The 17,389-nt window shown below is 43.6% G+C and carries 16 protein-coding genes and 1 tRNA gene; 16 read left to right on the top strand and 1 reads right to left on the bottom strand.

The genetic code is table 11. The features are described 5' to 3' along the window. Window positions 1–48 precede the first annotated feature (48 nt). From HBA50_RS07835 to HBA50_RS07770, 13 genes are all read left to right on the top strand, one after another. Window positions 49–2,454, top strand: a complete 2,406-nt coding sequence (locus tag HBA50_RS07835; RefSeq protein WP_045498818.1) for a primosomal protein N' — start codon at window positions 49–51, stop codon at window positions 2,452–2,454. A gap of 100 nt (window positions 2,455–2,554) precedes the next feature. Continuing rightward, complete coding sequence (gene fmt / locus HBA50_RS07830) at window positions 2,555–3,493, top strand: methionyl-tRNA formyltransferase (RefSeq protein ID WP_045498821.1); 939 nt, start codon at window positions 2,555–2,557, stop codon at window positions 3,491–3,493. Then, window positions 3,483–4,799: a 16S rRNA (cytosine(967)-C(5))-methyltransferase RsmB gene (gene rsmB, locus HBA50_RS07825; protein ID WP_179856627.1), complete on the top strand. Its 1,317-nt coding sequence runs from the start codon at window positions 3,483–3,485 to the stop codon at window positions 4,797–4,799. The genes fmt and rsmB overlap by 11 nt, the downstream gene beginning before the upstream one ends. 18 nt (window positions 4,800–4,817) lie before the next feature. Further along, window positions 4,818–5,558, top strand: a complete 741-nt coding sequence (locus HBA50_RS07820) for a Stp1/IreP family PP2C-type Ser/Thr phosphatase (RefSeq protein ID WP_045498827.1) — start codon at window positions 4,818–4,820, stop codon at window positions 5,556–5,558. Further along, window positions 5,555–7,432 carry a Stk1 family PASTA domain-containing Ser/Thr kinase gene (gene pknB, locus HBA50_RS07815; protein WP_045498830.1) on the top strand — a complete coding sequence of 626 codons (1,878 nt, stop codon included), beginning with the start codon at window positions 5,555–5,557 and terminating at the stop codon, window positions 7,430–7,432. Before HBA50_RS07820 ends, pknB begins: the two co-directional genes overlap by 4 nt. 146 nt (window positions 7,433–7,578) lie before the next feature. Further along, window positions 7,579–8,067 carry a ribosome maturation factor RimP gene (gene rimP, locus HBA50_RS07810; protein WP_045498833.1) on the top strand — a complete coding sequence of 163 codons (489 nt, stop codon included), beginning with the start codon at window positions 7,579–7,581 and terminating at the stop codon, window positions 8,065–8,067. 63 nt (window positions 8,068–8,130) lie between these two features. Further along, window positions 8,131–9,378 carry a transcription termination factor NusA gene (gene nusA / locus HBA50_RS07805; RefSeq protein ID WP_306452453.1) on the top strand — a complete coding sequence of 416 codons (1,248 nt, stop codon included), beginning with the start codon at window positions 8,131–8,133 and terminating at the stop codon, window positions 9,376–9,378. An 11-nt stretch (window positions 9,379–9,389) separates the two neighbouring features. Continuing rightward, window positions 9,390–9,686, top strand: coding sequence for an RNase P modulator RnpM (rnpM, locus tag HBA50_RS07800; RefSeq protein WP_045498837.1), 297 nt, complete (start codon window positions 9,390–9,392; stop codon window positions 9,684–9,686). Beyond that, window positions 9,679–9,978, top strand: coding sequence for a YlxQ-related RNA-binding protein (locus tag HBA50_RS07795; RefSeq protein ID WP_045498840.1), 300 nt, complete (start codon window positions 9,679–9,681; stop codon window positions 9,976–9,978). The genes rnpM and HBA50_RS07795 overlap by 8 nt, the downstream gene beginning before the upstream one ends. A 16-nt stretch (window positions 9,979–9,994) precedes the next feature. Then, window positions 9,995–12,796 carry a translation initiation factor IF-2 gene (infB, locus tag HBA50_RS07790; protein WP_045498842.1) on the top strand — a complete coding sequence of 934 codons (2,802 nt, stop codon included), beginning with the start codon at window positions 9,995–9,997 and terminating at the stop codon, window positions 12,794–12,796. A 328-nt stretch (window positions 12,797–13,124) separates the two neighbouring features. After that, on the top strand, window positions 13,125–13,475 hold the full coding sequence (gene rbfA, locus HBA50_RS07780; protein ID WP_005590924.1) for a 30S ribosome-binding factor RbfA: 351 nt from the start codon (window positions 13,125–13,127) through the stop codon (window positions 13,473–13,475). 131 nt (window positions 13,476–13,606) lie between these two features. Next, a tRNA-Leu gene (locus tag HBA50_RS07775) sits at window positions 13,607–13,692 on the top strand. A gap of 181 nt (window positions 13,693–13,873) precedes the next feature. Continuing rightward, window positions 13,874–14,755 carry a class II fructose-bisphosphate aldolase gene (locus HBA50_RS07770; protein ID WP_045498845.1) on the top strand — a complete coding sequence of 294 codons (882 nt, stop codon included), beginning with the start codon at window positions 13,874–13,876 and terminating at the stop codon, window positions 14,753–14,755. Between the two features lie 86 nt (window positions 14,756–14,841). Here the strand turns inward: HBA50_RS07770 and HBA50_RS07765 are convergent, their stop codons facing one another. After that, window positions 14,842–15,009: a site-specific integrase gene (locus HBA50_RS07765; protein ID WP_436977127.1), complete on the bottom strand. Its 168-nt coding sequence runs from the start codon at window positions 15,007–15,009 to the stop codon at window positions 14,842–14,844. Window positions 15,010–15,226: 217 nt separating this feature from the next. On the opposite strand from HBA50_RS07765, the gene HBA50_RS07760 reads away from it, so the two are divergent. The 3 genes from HBA50_RS07760 to HBA50_RS07750 all read left to right on the top strand — a co-directional run bounded on the left by HBA50_RS07760 (window position 15,227) and on the right by HBA50_RS07750 (window position 17,356). Beyond that, entirely contained in the window at window positions 15,227–15,991 is a 765-nt protein-coding gene (locus tag HBA50_RS07760) for a class I SAM-dependent methyltransferase (protein WP_045498848.1), read from the top strand. Between the two features lie 490 nt (window positions 15,992–16,481). Next, entirely contained in the window at window positions 16,482–16,925 is a 444-nt protein-coding gene (locus tag HBA50_RS07755; protein ID WP_200893261.1) for a GNAT family N-acetyltransferase, read from the top strand. 26 nt (window positions 16,926–16,951) lie between these two features. Beyond that, window positions 16,952–17,356 carry a nuclear transport factor 2 family protein gene (locus tag HBA50_RS07750; RefSeq protein WP_045498854.1) on the top strand — a complete coding sequence of 135 codons (405 nt, stop codon included), beginning with the start codon at window positions 16,952–16,954 and terminating at the stop codon, window positions 17,354–17,356. The last annotated feature ends 33 nt before the right edge of the window (window positions 17,357–17,389 follow it).

Here is a 17,389-nt window from a genome sequence, read left to right as displayed (position 1 = left end):
TGGGGTTACTCAATCTTATTTTTCGTTTAGGGAAAGCGGGGTGAGAGTGTGAAAGTTGCCAAGATTATTGTCGATGTTCCTCTGATGCAGACGGATAAACCATACAGCTATGCGGTTCCAGAGGAGTTTTCTGGGATGCTAGAAGCTGGGATGCGGGTGCATGTGCCTTTTGGTAAGGGCGGTCGGTTGATTCAGGGGCTGATTGTTGGCTTGGCTGATGAGGAGGCTAAAGATCTGGCGGGGCATATCGGAGAATTGAAAGATATTGCTGAAGTTCTTGACTTTAGGCCGGTTCTCAATGCCGAGCAGCTCTGGTTAGCTGACCAATTGCGCCAGTCTGTCTTTTCCTATAAAATTTCCATTCTGAAGGCCATGTTGCCGAGTCTTCTTAATTCCAGCTATGACAAGTTGCTTTATCCAACGGAGCAGCTTTCAGCTGAGGAGCGGCAGGCCATTTTTGGTCAGGAAGCTAGTCTTCGTTTTTCTGATTTGGACAAGAAAAGTCAGTCCAAGCTCATGCGGTTGACTCAGGCTGGTAAGATTCGCTTGGAATACCAAGCGACGGACCGTAAGCATATCAAGACAGAAACCTGGTATCAAGTTGATAGAGAGCAATTGGCTCAGTTTCTGCCTTCTACCCGAGCGAAAAAGCAGCAGGAGCTTCAGACTTATCTGCTGGAAAATCCGCAATCAGGTCGCCTCAAAGACTTACGCGAGCTCTTTTCACCTGCAGTGGTCAATATTTTCTTAGAAAAGGAGCTTCTTCACACAGAGGAGAGAGAGATCAGCCGGTCTGCGGCGTATTTCCAAAAGGAGCGACAGGATAAAAAGCTGGTTCTCAATGAGGAGCAGGCAATCGCGGTCGCTGCGATTTGTGAGAAAATCGGTAAAGAAAAGGCTCAACCCGTTTTGCTAGAAGGAGTGACGGGGAGTGGCAAGACCGAGGTTTATCTCAAGGTGATTGAGGAGGCTCTAGGTCAAGGAAAGACTTCGATTATGCTGGTGCCGGAAATTTCTCTGACTCCTCAGGTGACCGATCGCTTTATTTCGCGCTTTGGTGACAAGGTGGCTATTTTGCATTCAGGCCTATCTGACGGTGAGAAGTACGATGAGTGGCGCAAGGTGGAGCGGGGAGAGGCTCAGGTCGTTGTCGGTGCGCGTTCGGCCATCTTTGCTCCGCTGACAAATATCGGAGCCATCATCATTGACGAGGAGCATGAGTCCTCCTACAAGCAGGATTCCAATCCTCGCTACCATGCCAGAGAGGTGGCTCTTCTGAGAGCTCGTTACAATCAAGCTGTCTTGGTGCTGGGTTCGGCGACTCCGAGTTTGGAAAGCAGGGCCAGAGCCAGCCGTGGCGTCTATGACTTTTTGCAGCTGACCAAGCGGGCTAATCCGCTGGCGCAGATTCCTCAGGTTCAGGTGGTGGACTTCCGAGATTATATCGGGCAAAATGAAGCCAGTAATTTTACTCCAGTCTTGCTAGAAGCTATTCAGGATCGTCTGAATAAGGGTGAGCAGACGGTTCTCATGCTCAACAGGCGAGGCTATTCTAGCTTTGTCATGTGTCGGGAATGCGGCACGGTGGACACCTGTCCCAACTGTGATATTTCTCTGACCTTACATATGGATACCAAGACCATGAACTGCCACTACTGCGGCTTCACCAAGGACATTCCACAAACCTGTCCTAATTGTGCCAGTCGCAGCATTCGCTACTATGGTACGGGGACGCAGAAGGCCTATGATGAGCTGACGACTCTCTTTCCAGAGGCTCGCATTCTGCGGATGGATGTGGACACGACCCGTAAGAAAGGGAGCCACGAAGAAATCCTAGAGGCTTTTGGTCAGGGGCAGGCAGACATTCTGCTGGGAACTCAGATGATTGCCAAGGGACTGGATTTTCCTAATGTGACCTTGGTCGGTGTCCTCAATGCGGATACGGCTCTGAATTTGCCAGATTTTCGTTCTTCAGAACGGACATTTCAGCTGCTGACTCAGGTAGCAGGTCGGGCAGGTCGGGCTGAGAAAGCTGGGCAAGTCTTTATCCAGTCTTACAATCCTCAGCACTATGCCATTGACTTTGCCAGAAAACAGGATTACGAAGGCTTCTACGCCTATGAAATGGGAATTCGACGGCAGTTGGGCTATCCGCCTTATTACTATACAGTCGGGCTGACCCTATCCCACAAGGATGAGGAAACGGTAGTCAAGAAATCTTATCAAGTTATGGATATTTTACGGGGTGGCCTGTCGGACAAGGTGCAAATTTTGGGCCCCACACCCAAGCCCATTGCTCGAACCCACAATCTCTACCACTATCAGATTTTACTGAAGTATCGCTTTGAGGATGATCTGCAAGCTACGCTCAATCGGGTTTTGGAACTAACGCAGCAAGCAGAAAACAAGAACCTGAGGCTCAGTATTGATAATGAACCCCAGAATTTTATCTGATGGCGAAAGTGAGCGAGAGCTGTCAGCTTTGCTCGCTTTTTTGATATAATAGAAAGAAAAACAGTCGCAGGTGACGGGATTTTGCGACAGATTTGAGGAAATGACAGTGAAATTAATTTTTATGGGAACGCCTGACTTTTCGGCAACGGTCTTAAAAGGCCTGCTGGAGAGTGAACAATATGAAATTTTAGCAGTGGTCACTCAACCAGACCGAGCGGTGGGCCGCAAGAAGGAAATCCGCATGACACCGGTTAAGGAAGTGGCTTTAGCTAACGGCTTGCCAGTTTACCAACCAGAAAAGTTGGCTAAAAGCGCGGACTTGGAAGAGATTATGAATTTGGGAGCTGACGGCATCGTGACAGCAGCCTTTGGTCAATTTCTGCCGAGCCGCTTACTGGACAGCGTTAACTTCGCGGTGAATGTCCATGCCTCTCTCTTGCCTAAATACCGTGGCGGAGCGCCCATTCATTATGCTTTGATAAATGGTGATCAAGAAGCGGGTGTGACCATTATGGAGATGGTCAAGGAGATGGATGCTGGTGATATGATTGCCAGTCGAGCGACAGCTATTGAAGAGTCTGATAATGTAGGAACTCTCTTTGAAAAACTAGCAGTGATTGGCCGCGACCTTCTTTTAGAAGTTTTGCCAGCCTATGTGGCGGGAGAGATTCAAGCTCAGCCTCAGGATCCAGAGCTGGTGACTTTTTCACCGAATATCAGCCCAGAGCAAGAGCGGATTGATTGGACAAAGACCAGTCGCCAGATTTTCAATCAGGTTCGGGGCATGAATCCTTGGCCGGTGGCCCATACCCTGCTAGCTGGCCAGCGCTTCAAGATTTACGAGGTTAGCCAAGTAGAAGGCAGTGGTCGTCCGGGTGAAATCCTGACGATCAGCAAGAAAGAATTGGTGGTCGCGGCGGGTCAGGGAGCCCTTTCTCTAAAGACGGTACAGCCATTCGGCAAGCCCAAAATGGACATCAAGGACTTTCTCAACGGTCTGGGTCGGAACTTAGCGGTAGGTGATGAATTTGGAAAGTAAGCAAAAAAGAGCCCGAGAGCTTGCTCTTGAAATTCTAGAAGAAGTCTTTGAAGAGGGAGCTTATTCCAATATTGCCCTCAACAAGGCTCTGAAACAAAGTAGCCTCAGTTCAGCTGATAAAAGCTTGGTCACGGAGCTGGTCTATGGAACGGTCGCTCGCAAAATTACTCTAGAATGGCAGCTAGCTCATTGGGTGGAGGATAGAGACAAGCTGGATGCTTGGCTTTATATCCTGCTTGAGCTCAGCCTCTACCAGATGCTCTATCTGGATAAAATCCCCCAGCATGCTGTTGTCAGTGAAGCTGTTGAGATTGCAAAAGGACGCAAGCGTGGCAGTGAAAAATATATCAATGCAATCCTGCGGAAGATCGAGCGGGAAGGCGCAGCTGATCCAACTACTATCAAACGCAAGAACAAGCGCTACTCAGTCCAGTATTCTCTGCCGGTCTGGTTGGTCAAGGTGTTGATTGACGAATACGGGGAGGAACGCGCGGAAGCTATCTTTGCTAGTCTCTTTGAGCGCAACAAGGCCAGCATTCGAGTGACGGATGTGGCTCGAAAGGAAGAAATTAAAGCAGTTTTGAGTGCGGACGATTCGCTCTTGGCCCCTTCAGCCTTGGTCAAGAAGCAAGGTCATTTTGCTGGTCATGAGTTCTTTGAAAAAGGCTTGATCACTATTCAAGACGAGTCTAGTCAGCTGGTTGCTCCAACCTTGCATATTGAAGGGAATGAGCAGATTCTGGATGCCTGCAGTGCGCCAGGTGGTAAAGCTGTGCACATGGCTTCCTATCTGACAAGCGGCCAGATTACAGCCTTAGATCTTTACGATCACAAGCTGAACTTGATTCGTCAAAATGCAGAACGTCTAGGCTTGACAGATAAAATCACCACTAAAAAGCTGGATGCGACCAAGGTGTTTGAGACTTTTGGACCAAATGCATTTGATAAAATCCTAGTAGACGCTCCTTGCTCTGGCATCGGCTTAATTCGCCGCAAGCCAGACATTAAGTACAATAAAGAAAACGCTGATTTTGAAAATTTACAAAAAATTCAGCTGGATATACTAGACAGCGTTTGTCAAAGTCTACGTAAAGGTGGTATAATAACTTATAGTACTTGCACGATTGTGTCTGCAGAGAATTTTGAAGTAGTCAAGAAATTTCTAGAAAGACACCCAAATTTTGAGCAAGTTAGACTAGAACATGAAAGAGAAGATATCGTGAAAGACGGTTGTATTTTGATTACGCCGGAATTATACGGAAGCGATGGATTTTTTATCAGTCAATTTAGGAAGATATCGGACTAAGAGGAGGAAACTGACAGTATGGAAATTTCAATATTAACAGATGTTGGTCAAAAGCGGACAAATAATCAGGATTATGCCAATCTTTTTGTAAATCGGGCTGGCAAGACTATGATTATCTTGGCTGATGGTATGGGTGGTCACAGAGCTGGTAACATTGCCAGTGAAATGGCAGTAACAGACCTGGGTGCCGCATGGGTTGATACTCAGATTGACTCAGTGAACCAAGTCCGTGAATGGTTTGCAGAGCATTTGGAACAAGAAAATCAGCGGATCCACCAATTTGGTCAGGACGAAGAATACAAGGGCATGGGCACGACGCTAGAAGCCTTGGCTATTATTGATAATCAAGCTATCTATGCTCATATTGGTGATTCTCGCATTGGCTTGATTCGCGGTGAGGAATATAGCCAATTAACTAGTGACCATTCACTTGTTAATGCTTTGCTCAAGGCTGGACAGATTACACAAGAAGAGGCGGAACGCCATCCGCAGAAAAATATTATCACTCAGTCTATCGGTCAAAAAGACGAAGTGCAGCCTGACTACGGCATGATCACGTTAGAAGATGGTGATTACCTTCTGCTCAACAGTGACGGTCTGACCAATATGATTTCAGACAGCGAAATTTATGATATTGTCACTAGCGATATCAGCCTATCTGAAAAAACTGAAACCTTAATTCGCTTTGCCAACAATGCTGGAGGGCTGGATAATATCACAGTTGCTCTGGTTCGTTTTGACAAGGAGGAACAGGAATGATTCAAATCGGCAAGATCTTTGCCGGGCGATATAAAATCATCAAACAGATTGGCCGTGGAGGCATGGCAGATGTCTATCTGGCGCGAGATCTGATACTTGATGGTGAGGAGGTTGCTGTAAAGGTTCTTAGAACCAATTATCAGACAGATCCTATTGCAGTTGCCCGCTTCCAAAGAGAAGCCAAAGCAATGGCGGACTTGGATCATCCTTACATTGTCCGGATTTCCGATATTGGAGAAGAAGATGGTCAGCAATATCTGGCCATGGAATATGTGTCTGGGCTTGACCTTAAGCGCTATATCAAAGAAAATTCTCCACTTTCAAACGAAGAAGCAGTTAGAATCATGGGGCAAATCCTACTGGCTATGCGCCTAGCGCATACACGTGGGATTGTCCACCGTGATCTAAAACCACAAAATGTCCTCTTGACACCAGATGGCGATGCTAAGGTAACAGACTTTGGGATTGCCGTGGCTTTCGCTGAGACCAGTCTGACCCAGACCAATTCGATGCTGGGGTCGGTGCATTATCTTTCGCCAGAGCAGGCACGGGGTTCCAAAGCCACTGTTCAGAGCGATATTTATGCCATGGGGATTATTTTCTACGAGATGCTGACAGGGCATATCCCTTATGACGGAGATAGTGCTGTGACGATTGCTTTGCAGCATTTCCAAAAGCCCCTGCCTTCAATCATCGCAGAAAATCCGAATGTACCTCAGGCCTTGGAAAATGTGGTCATTAAGGCAACAGCTAAAAAGCTGAGCGATCGCTATCAATCCGTTGCAGAGATGTATGTTGATTTGTCCAGTAGCTTATCTTATGACCGTCGAAATGAAAAGAAACTGGTCTTTGATGATGGGGCCAAGGCAGATACTAAAACTTTGCCAAAAGTTCCTCCAGTTCCTCAGTCAGCTCCAAGTCCTGTCGCAGAAGCAGTGGCTCCTAAAGTTGCGGCTGATGTGAAGAGAGAGGCCCCTGTTTTAAAAGCTCCAGTCAAAAAGCCGAAAAAACGTCATTTAAGAGCTAGATACAAAGTTCTGTTCTTAGCTATTCTCTTAGTTTTTGCGGCCTTCTTCTTTCTGATCTACAAGAGTCCTGCCAATACTACGGTTCCAGATGTAGCAGGACAAACAGTAGCAGAAGCTCGTTCGACCATCACTGCTAAGGGTCTTGAGGTAGGAGAAATCAAGGAGGACTACAGTGATAAAGTGGCGGAAGGTAAGATCATCAAGACAGATCCACCAGCTAATAGTCAACGCCGTGAAAACAGTAAAGTGGATTTGATTGTCTCCAAAGGAGCAAAAACCTTTACAGTAGAAAATTACGTTGGTAAGAAGTCCTCAGAGGCGATTGAAGATCTGAAAAGCACTTACAATATTCCTGAGAAGCTGATCAAGATCGTAGAAGAAGAAAGTTCTGATGCTGAAGAAGGAGTGGTCATCAGTCAAACCCCAGCTGCAGGCTCTTCTTATGATGTGACGTCCAATAAACAGATTACTCTGACAGTTGCTAAAACAGTGACTACTGTTCCAATGCCGGACTTTGGTCATCTCCAAGTTTCGTATGCCTATGCACGGTCCTATCTGATGGAGATGGGAATCGCTTCGTCTCGTATTGAGCGAGTGATTGATCGCTCCGTGGAGTCCAGTCAAGCTGATTTGGTGACATCCCAGTCTCCAGCAGCTGGTCAAGGTATTAAATTGAAATCAAATACCAAGATTACTTTCTACGTGACAGACGGTACGGTAACAAGTTCTTCTAGTACAAGCGAACGTTCATCGTCGTCATCGCCTTCCAGCAGCACCACGAGTGAGAGTGAAAGTCACTCTAGCTCTTCTAGCAGCTCTACAACAGCATCGACGGACCATCAATAAGGCGCCTAGCTACAGTTATCCCATCTAGTCTATTTTAGACTTTGTAGAGAAATAGAAGTATATCCCTTGATTTTCAAGGCAGACTATGCTATAATCGTTTTAGTGAATATAAAAGAGAGGCGAGGAAGTATCTTCGCCTCTTGTCTGTGAGGAGGTGCAGTCTTATCGCAACAATTGTTGAATTAGTAAGAGAAGTCATTGAGCCAGCCATCCAAGACCCCTATGAATTAGTAGATATTGAGTACGGCAAGATGGGCGGTGACTATGTTCTCAGTGTTTTTGTAGACAAGCCCGAGGGGATTACGGTCAATGATACAGCAGATTTGACTGATATTATCAGTCCTCTGTTGGACTCTATCAAGCCCGATCCTTTTCCTGACCAGTATTTTCTGGAAGTGACTAGCCCAGGCTTGGAGCGTCCGCTGAAGACCAAGGAAGCTGTGGCAGCTGCAGTTGGAAGCTATATCCATGTCAGTCTTTATAAGGCACTGGATAAAAATAAGGTTTTCGAAGGAACGTTACTTGGATTTGAAGACGATGTCTTGCTCATGGAATATATGGATAAAACACGCAAAAAAGAAGTTGAAATTCCATATAATCTAGTGTCAAAAGCAAGACTGGCCGTTAAATTTTAGTGAAAAATCGCAATAATATAATGAAGAAAGGAATACTTTTGCTTCAGCAAAAGTTACATGAAGATGAGTAAAGAAATGCTAGAGGCCTTCCGTATTTTGGAAGAGGACAAAGGTATTAAAAAAGAAGATATTATCGAAGCAGTGACAGAATCCCTTCGCTCTGCTTATCGTCGTCGCTACGGTCAGGCAGACAGCGCAGCCATTGAGTTTAATGAAAAAACAGGTGATTTCCATGTCTATACTGTCCGTGAAGTCGTGGATGAGGTCTTTGATAGCCGCTTGGAAATCAGCCTCAAGGATGCCTTGGCTATCAGCTCTGCCTATGAGCTAGGAGACAAGATCAAGTTTGAAGAAGCGCCAGCTGAATTTGGCCGCGTAGCAGCTCAATCTGCTAAGCAGACCATCATGGAAAAGATGCGCAAGCAAACCCGTGCTATCACTTACAATACCTACAAAGAACATGAAAATGAAATCATGTCAGGAACAGTAGAGCGCTTTGATAATCGCTTTATCTATGTCAATCTGGGAACCATTGAAGCACAATTATCTAAACAAGACCAGATTCCTGGTGAGGTCTTTGCCTCTCATGACCGCATCGAAGTTTTTGTCTACAAGGTAGAAGACAATCCGCGTGGTGTCAATGTCTTCGTTAGCCGTAGCCATCCAGAGATGATCAAGCGCTTGATGGAGCAGGAAATTCCTGAGGTTTACGACGGAACTGTTGAAATCATGAGCGTGTCTCGTGAAGCGGGCGATCGGACCAAGGTAGCGGTTCGCAGCCACAATCCAAACGTGGATGCTATCGGAACCATCGTCGGACGTGGTGGTGCCAATATCAAGAAGATTACCAGCAAATTCCACCCAGCCAAGTATGATGCCAAAAGTGGCCGTATGATTCCGACTGAGGAAAATATCGATGTCATCGAATGGGTTGCCGATCCAGCAGAGTACATCTACAATGCCATTGCTCCAGCTGAGGTCGATCAAGTTATTTTCCATGCTGAAGACAATAAGCGAGCTTTGGTTGTTGTGCCAGATAATAAACTTTCTCTGGCTATCGGTCGTCGTGGTCAAAACGTTCGCTTGGCAGCTCATTTGACTGGCTTTAGAATTGATATCAAGTCAGCCAGCGAATTTGAAGCAATGGAAGTAGCCAACGAGCTTGGTGGATTTGGCCAAGATTACGTAGCAGAAGAAGTACCAGCCGAAGTCGATGCCCTTTCAGCAGGATTTGAAGCAGAAGAGCTGAGTGATACAGAAGTGGCAACTGAAATCGAACTTGAAGAAAGTGAAGCAGTAGCCGCAGAATAAGGGAGGCAGATATGGCAAAAACAAGAAAAATCCCTTTAAGAAAATCAGTTGTGTCAAATGAAGTGATTGACAAGCGTGATCTGTTGCGCATCGTCAAGAATAAAGAAGGTCAGGTCTTCATTGATCCGACAGGCAAGGCTAATGGGCGAGGTGCTTATATCAAGCTAGATAACGAAGAAGCTCAGCAGGCCAAGAAAAAACGGGTCTTTAACCGTAGTTTCAGTATGGAAGTAGAAGAAAGCTTCTACGACGAGCTGATTGCCTATGTCGATCACAAAGTCAAGAGAAGAGAGTTGGGTCTTGAATAAAGAAAAACTAGCAAACTTGCTGGGTTTGGCCCAGCGGGCTGGCCGCGTCATTTCAGGAGAAGAATTGGTCATCAAAGCCATCCAAGAAGGAAAGGTTCATCTGATCTTTCTAGCTGAAGATGCGGGACCAAATCTGACAAAAAAGATTACTGATAAAAGCCATTATTACAAGATAGAAGTGTCAACCGTGTTTTCAACACTGGAATTAAGCACTGCGATTGGCAAGGCTCGTAAAGTAGCCGCCATCACAGATGCTGGTTTTACAAAGAAAATGAGGTCTCTTATGCAATAGAAGAGGAGGACAAGAATTGTCTAGAATTAGATTGTACGAAATCGCAAAAGAATTGGGGAAGGAAAGTAAAGAGGTAGTAGCTTGGGCTAAGGAATTAGGCCTAGAAGTCAAAAGCCATTCTTCCAGCGTAGAAGAAGAAGCAAGCCAGCGCATCAAGGCTAGCTTCGCGACTAAAGAAGTTGTTAAGCCTCTTCCGGAAAAAGAGGTGAATTCTCAGCCCGCACCAAAAAAAGTAGTTGAAAAACCAGCTGCTTCAGTCCAAAAGGAAGTGGCTCCAGCTAAAAAAGAAGAGACAAAAGTTACCGAAGCAGTGACAACTGAAGCTCCTGCTAAACCGGCTCCAGCTCGGCCACAAAGTCGAAATTTTAAGGCAGAGCGTGAAGCGCGTGCCAAGGAACAAGCAGAGCGTCGTAAGCAGCAACAAAATCGGAAACCACAAAATTCTGATCAGAAGGAAAGTAATGAGCGTGATCGTCATGACCGCAAGGTCAACAATGATCGCCAAGAGCGCCGCAATGACCGTCGTGATAATCGTGGTCAAGATGGCCGTCGGAATGGTCAGAATCATCAAGGATTTAACGGTCAGAACCGCCAACAGCCTCAAGGGCCAAAAATTGACTTTAAGGCTCGGGCAGCAGCTCTGAAAGCAGAGCAAAATGCGGAGTATGCCCGTTCTAGTGAGGAGCGTTTTAAACAGGCTCAAGCAGCTAAAGAAGCGCAGGAACGCCAGAATAGACGAAAAGAGCCAGTCCAAGCAGAGACAACAACTGCTGAAGTATTTAAAGCTACTCCGGCTGAAACAGTCCAACCGGCTGCTCCTGCACCAGCACAAGCTGCAGTAGATACACGTCGTAAAAAGCAAGCTCGACCAGATAAGAAGCGCGATGATTTTGATCGCGAAGAAGAAGGTCCAAGAAAACAACAAAAGAATCGAAATAGTCAAAATCAAGTGAGAAATCAAAGAAACAGTAACTGGAATAACAATAAGAAAAATAAAAAAGGAAAAGGTAACCAGAATCAGGTTCCAAAACCTGTTACAGAACGCAAGTTCCATGAGTTGCCAAGCGAATTCGAATACACAGATGGTATGACCGTTGCGGAAATCGCAAAACGGATCAAGCGCGAGCCAGCTGAAATCGTTAAGAAGCTCTTTATGATGGGCGTGATGGCAACGCAAAACCAATCTCTTGACGGTGATACTATTGAGCTCCTCATGGTGGACTACGGTATCGAAGCTAAGAAGAAGGTAGAAGTGGATACAGCTGATATTGAGCGCTTCTTTGTCGAAGAAGGCTATATCAATCCAGATGAATTGGTAGAGCGTCCGCCGGTTGTAACTATCATGGGACACGTTGACCATGGTAAAACAACCCTCTTGGATACTCTACGTAACTCTCGCGTTGCGACAGGTGAAGCGGGTGGTATCACTCAGCATATCGGTGCCTACCAGATTGAGGAAAATGGCAAGAAGATTACTTTCTTGGATACGCCTGGACACGCGGCCTTTACTTCTATGCGTGCGCGTGGTGCTTCTGTTACCGATATTACCATCTTGGTCGTAGCAGCTGATGACGGTGTTATGCCTCAGACTATTGAAGCGATCAACCACTCTAAAGCCGCTAATGTGCCAATTATTGTGGCCATCAACAAGATCGATAAGCCAGGTGCCAATCCTGAGCGCGTAATTGGTGAATTGGCTGAGCATGGTGTTATGTCAACTGCTTGGGGTGGAGATTCTGAGTTTGTTGAAATCTCTGCGAAATTCAACCAAAACATCGATGAGCTTTTGGAAACAGTTCTGCTTGTAGCAGAAATTCAAGAACTCAAGGCAGATCCGACTGTTCGTGCTATCGGTACTGTTATCGAAGCCCGTTTGGATAAAGGAAAAGGTGCAGTTGCAACTCTTCTTGTCCAACAAGGTACGCTGAATGTTCAAGATCCAATCGTTGTCGGAAATACCTTCGGACGTGTCCGTGCTATGACCAATGACCTGGGCCGTCGTGTCAAAGTAGCAGGTCCATCTACGCCGGTTTCTATCACAGGTTTGAATGAAACTCCGATGGCAGGTGACCACTTTGCCGTCTATGAAGATGAAAAAGCTGCGCGTGCAGCTGGTGAAGAACGTGCTAAACGTGCCCTTCTCAAGCAACGTCAAGCTACTCATCGTGTCAGTCTGGAAAATCTCTTTGATACCCTCAAAGCCGGTGAAGTTAAGTCTGTTAACGTCATTATCAAAGCCGATGTACAAGGTTCTGTAGAAGCCTTGACTGCTTCCTTGCAGAAGATTGAAGTGGAAGGCGTTAAGATTACCATTGTCCACTCAGCAGTTGGTGCTATCAATGAATCCGATGTAACTTTGGCAGAAGCTTCAAATGCCTTTATCATTGGATTTAACGTTCGCCCTACACCGCAAGCTCGCCAGCAAGCAGAAGCTGATGATGTAGAAATCCGTCTTCACAGCATTATCTATAAGGTTATCGAAGAAATGGAAGATGCCATGAAAGGAATGCTGGACCCAGAATACCAAGAAAAAATCATCGGGGAAGCCCTTATCCGCGAAACTTTCAAGGTTTCCAAGGTTGGTACTATCGGTGGATTCATGGTTATCAACGGTAAAGTTACGCGTGATTCCAAGGTTCGTGTCATCCGTGACGGCGTCGTAATTTACGATGGTCAGTTGGCTAGCTTGAAGCACTTCAAGGATGATGTCAAAGAAATCACTAACGGCCGCGAAGGTGGTCTCATGATTGATGGCTACAACGATATCCAAGTGGATGATACGATTGAAGCCTACATCATGGAAGAAATTAAGAAGTAAGAGAAATCCGTCGAAAACTCTCAGTGAAAAGCATATTTGATGGAAGTCGATACTTCTAGTCCAAGTTCCTTTTTCGCAAAGAGCTTAGAGCGAATTTCATTCAACTAAAACTAAACATATGAGACTGGGACAGAAATCGGTAATTCGTTAGAATTCGATTTCGTCGTCCCACCTCCGCACAGTTGAGTAGGGCTGTAAAAGCTGATGAAATCAGCCTAGTAGAGCCCACTCAACCACTGCGTCTTGCTCGACAATCCAAAGACAATTGAGAGGCTAGGACTTTTGTCCCAGCCTCATATTGCAGAAGAAAAATTAGAAAGGAAATCCTATGGCAAATCATTTTCGTACCGACCGTGTAGGAATGGAAATCAAGCGCGAAGTCAATGAGATTTTGCAAAAGAAGGTCCGTGATCCACGTGTCCAAGGTGTGACCATTACCGATGTCCAAATGCTGGGCGATCTGTCTATGGCCAAGGTCTACTATAGCATCATGAGTGACTTGGCTTCGGATAATCAAAAGGCACAGCTGGGCTTGGAAAAGGCAACCGGCACCATTAAGCGTGAACTGGGCCGAAACCTCAAGATGTATAAGATTCCAGATTTGACTTTCGTCAAAGATGAGTCTATTGAGTACGGTAATAAGATTGATCAGATGTTGCGCAATTTGGAAAAACATTAATGAAAAGAGTGAGATAGGCTTTTGTTTTTAAGCCTGTCTCATTTCTATTTTTGAAAAGACTTTTTAAAAGTTTTGAAAAAAAGGTGTTGACAAGGGGAGATTATCCTGTTATACTAGTAAAGTACTCAATCGCGGGGATGGCGGAATTGGCAGACGCGCAGGACTAAGGATCCTGTGACCGCTTTAGGTCGTGAGGGTTCAAGTCCCTCTCTCCGCATAGGATTAGCTGACTTCGGTCAGTTTTTTTGTTTTCTCAAAGAACTGAAGATGCCTGAATTCAAAAATTGCTTGGGAATTACTTAAAATTTCAGGAAAAACTAGCAATTTCAGTGAAAAAGTGATAAAATAAACAATGTAAGTGGTTCATTCCACAAAAAATAAGAGGAGGCCTATTACAAATGGCAATCGTTTCAGCAGAAAAATTTGTCCAAGCAGCTCGTGACAATGGTTATGCAGTTGGTGGATTTAACACAAATAACCTTGAGTGGACTCAAGCTATCTTGCGCGCAGCAGAAGCTAAAAAAGCACCAGTTTTGATCCAAACTTCAATGGGTGCTGCTAAATATATGGGTGGTTACAAAGTTGCTCGCAACTTGATCGCTAACCTTGTTGAATCAATGGGTATCACTGTACCAGTAGCGATCCACCTTGACCATGGTCACTACGAAGATGCACTTGAGTGTATCCGAGTTGGCTATACTTCAGTTATGTTTGATGGTTCACACCTTCCAGTTGAAGAAAACCTTGAAAAAGCACGTAAAGTTGTAGAATTTGCTCATGCAAACGGCGTGTCAGTAGAAGCTGAAGTTGGTACTATCGGTGGTGAAGAAGATGGAATCATCGGTGATGGTGAATTGGCTCCAATCGAAGACGCTAAAGCAATGGTTGAAACTGGTATTGACTTCTTGGCAGCTGGTATCGGCAACATCCACGGTCCTTACCCAGAAAACTGGAAAGGTCTTCACCTTGATCACTTGCAAAAATTGACAGAAGCAGTTCCAGGTTTCCCAATCGTATTGCACGGTGGTTCAGGTATTCCTGATGACCAAATCCAAGCAGCGATCAAACTTGGTGTTGCCAAAGTTAACGTTAACACTGAATGCCAAATCGCATTCGCTAACGCAACTCGTAAATTTGCTCGCGATTACGAAGCAAACGAAGCAGAATACGACAAGAAGAAACTCTTCGACCCACGTAAATTCTTGGCTGACGGTGTAAAAGCTATCCAAGCCTCTGTTGAAGAACGTATTGACGTCTTCGGTTCAGAAGGTAAAGCATAAGAAGCTTGTAAAAGCTTGATATAACAGGGTTTATCCAATTTGGATAAACCTTTTTCTTTGTTTTGCCACAAATTTGCCACACTTATTTAGTTAACGAATCTAATACAGGAATGATGAGATCTTTTGTTTTTTTGTGTAAGGTACAAATAGATATCTGTGCCACGACTTCCTCGTGTATGCCCAACACGATCTTGAATTGCTTCGACTGGAATTCCTTGCTCAGCTAAAAAACTGATATGTGTGTGACGAAAAATGTGAGTTGAAATAGAATCATCATTAGTACGAGAGTTTGAGCGACGACGTTTAATATTTGAATTAGAATGGCAGGAATAGCTAGCACAAAAGCTTCAAATATTTTAAAGATGGCATGAAAAATAGTAATTGAACATATGGTATAATAAAATGAAATTAAGTGATGGCAACACATCTAACTTAAATCGAAATAGTATAAAATTACGAGGAGATTATAAGATGACAAATTATATAAAATTAAATGAAGATAGATGGAATAATGTCAAAAATGATTATACTGAGCCCTTGACACATGAAGAATTAGAAGAAGTTAGAAAACATCCCATTTCTGTTGCATTAACTGTTGGGAAAAAAGTTCCGAAAGAATGGTTTGAAAAAGCAAACGGAAAAAAGATGTTAGGTTTAGCTTGTGGTGGCGGACAGCAGGGTCCAGTTTTCGCTGCAAAAGGTTATGATGTCACCATCATGGATTTTTCTACATCACAATTACAAAGAGATGAGATGGTTGCTGAAAGAGAAGGCTTAAAAATCACTACCGTTCAAGGTGATCTGACAAAACCATTTCCATTTGAAAATGAAACGTTTGATATTATTTTTAATCCGGTTTCAAATGTATATATAGAAGATTTAGAAAACATGTATAAAGAAGCCTCTCGAGTATTGAAAAAGGGTGGATTGTTAATGGTCGGATTTATGAACCCTTGGATATACATGTATGATGCTGACATTGTATGGGACAAACCCGATGAGGAATTACTTTTAAAGTTTTCACTACCTTTTAATTCAAAAGAGCTTGAAGAGGAAGGCAAGATAACCATAAATCCAGAATATGGATATGAATTTAGCCATACCTTAGAAACTCAGATTAGAGGGCAACTTAAAAATGGTCTCGCTATGATAGATTTTTATGAATCGTGTGACAAAAGAAATCGATTATCACGTTATGGAAATGACTATATAGCTACGCTTTGCATTAAACTATAATGTTATAGAACATACTTCAGGAGAATAGCCCGTTTTATTTTACGTAAGGGTTAAAATCTAAATCCCAGTTTGTCGAAGTAAAACAATTAAATAAAATTATAGAGAGGAAGTAAAAGCAAATAGCCGATACTTCCTTTTTATTGTCAAAAATTCAAAAACGGAAAGGAGAATTTAAGGCAGAACTGAAAAACATAGATAAAAAGTCATTAGTGCAAAGAGAATGATTGGAAAGAGCAGCTATGAGGTTCTTATCCATGACAAGTAGCAACAGGAGTTATAGAATTAAGAAGAACACTTCATCACTATTTGAGTGAAAGATGTTTTGCTTAATTCTTTTTTTATTGTTTGATAAAACGATTACCATCGTTTTGTAGTGGGTTTACTAAAAATATTCCTTTATGGTATTTGGAAATGGAAAGGCTTGGAAATTAATGGTATAATAAAATTTAAGAGAAATAAAACATCATTGATTTGAGAGGTGTTCACATTAATAGAAATAAGAGAAGTTGTAGAAAATAAGAAGCAGTTTTTATCACTTTTATTATTGGCAGATGAACAAGAAGATATGATCGACAGATATATAGCAGATGGCACAATGTATGTTTTAGACGATAACGGAGTAAAGGGCGAGTGTGTTGTCCTAAATGTGGGGAATAATACTCTTGAAATCAAAAGTATTGCCATTCATCCGGATTATCAAAGAAAAGGATACGGACAGGCTTTCATTGATTTTATTATAGAGAAATACAAAGGGGAATATTCCGTATTGCAAGTTGGAACGGGAGAAAGTCAGACTACCATCCTTTTTTATGAAAAATGTGGCTTTATTCGTTCTCATATCATCAAGAATTTTTTTATAGATAATTATGAACATCCGATTTACGAAGAAGGTGTCCAATTAGTAGATATGATTTATCTAAAAATGGATTTATAAGTCCGAGCATTAGGAGCGTGATAAATATGAAAAACCGAGAGAAGATCATTAGCTTATGGTTTGATATGTGGCTCAAACAACAAGATTTAGGAATAGACGATATATTTGCGGAAGATGTTGTTTATACTGAAAGTTGGTGTCCTAAATATGAAAATCGAGCAACTGTAAAGCATTGGTTTAATGAGTGGAATACAAGAGGAAAAGTGCTTGCGTGGGATATAAAGCAGTTTTTCCATAGTGAACATCAAACAGTTGTTGAATGGTACTTCAAAAGTAAGATGAATGATGGAAGAATAGAAGATTTTGATGGTATATCGTTGGTTGAGTGGACAAAGGAGAATAAAATCAAGAAACTAAAAGAATTTGGCTGCAACATCAATCATTATAATCCATATGAAAATAGTGAGAAACCTCAATTTAGAGATGATTGAGCTTCTTGGTTTTAGAACTAATTTCAAAATATT

The sequence above is a fragment of the Streptococcus cristatus ATCC 51100 genome, assembly GCF_011612585.1.
GTDB classification, from domain to species: domain Bacteria; phylum Bacillota; class Bacilli; order Lactobacillales; family Streptococcaceae; genus Streptococcus; species Streptococcus cristatus_H.
Note: the sequence above shows the minus strand (reverse complement) of the source record. Positions and strands in the feature narration are given on the sequence as shown.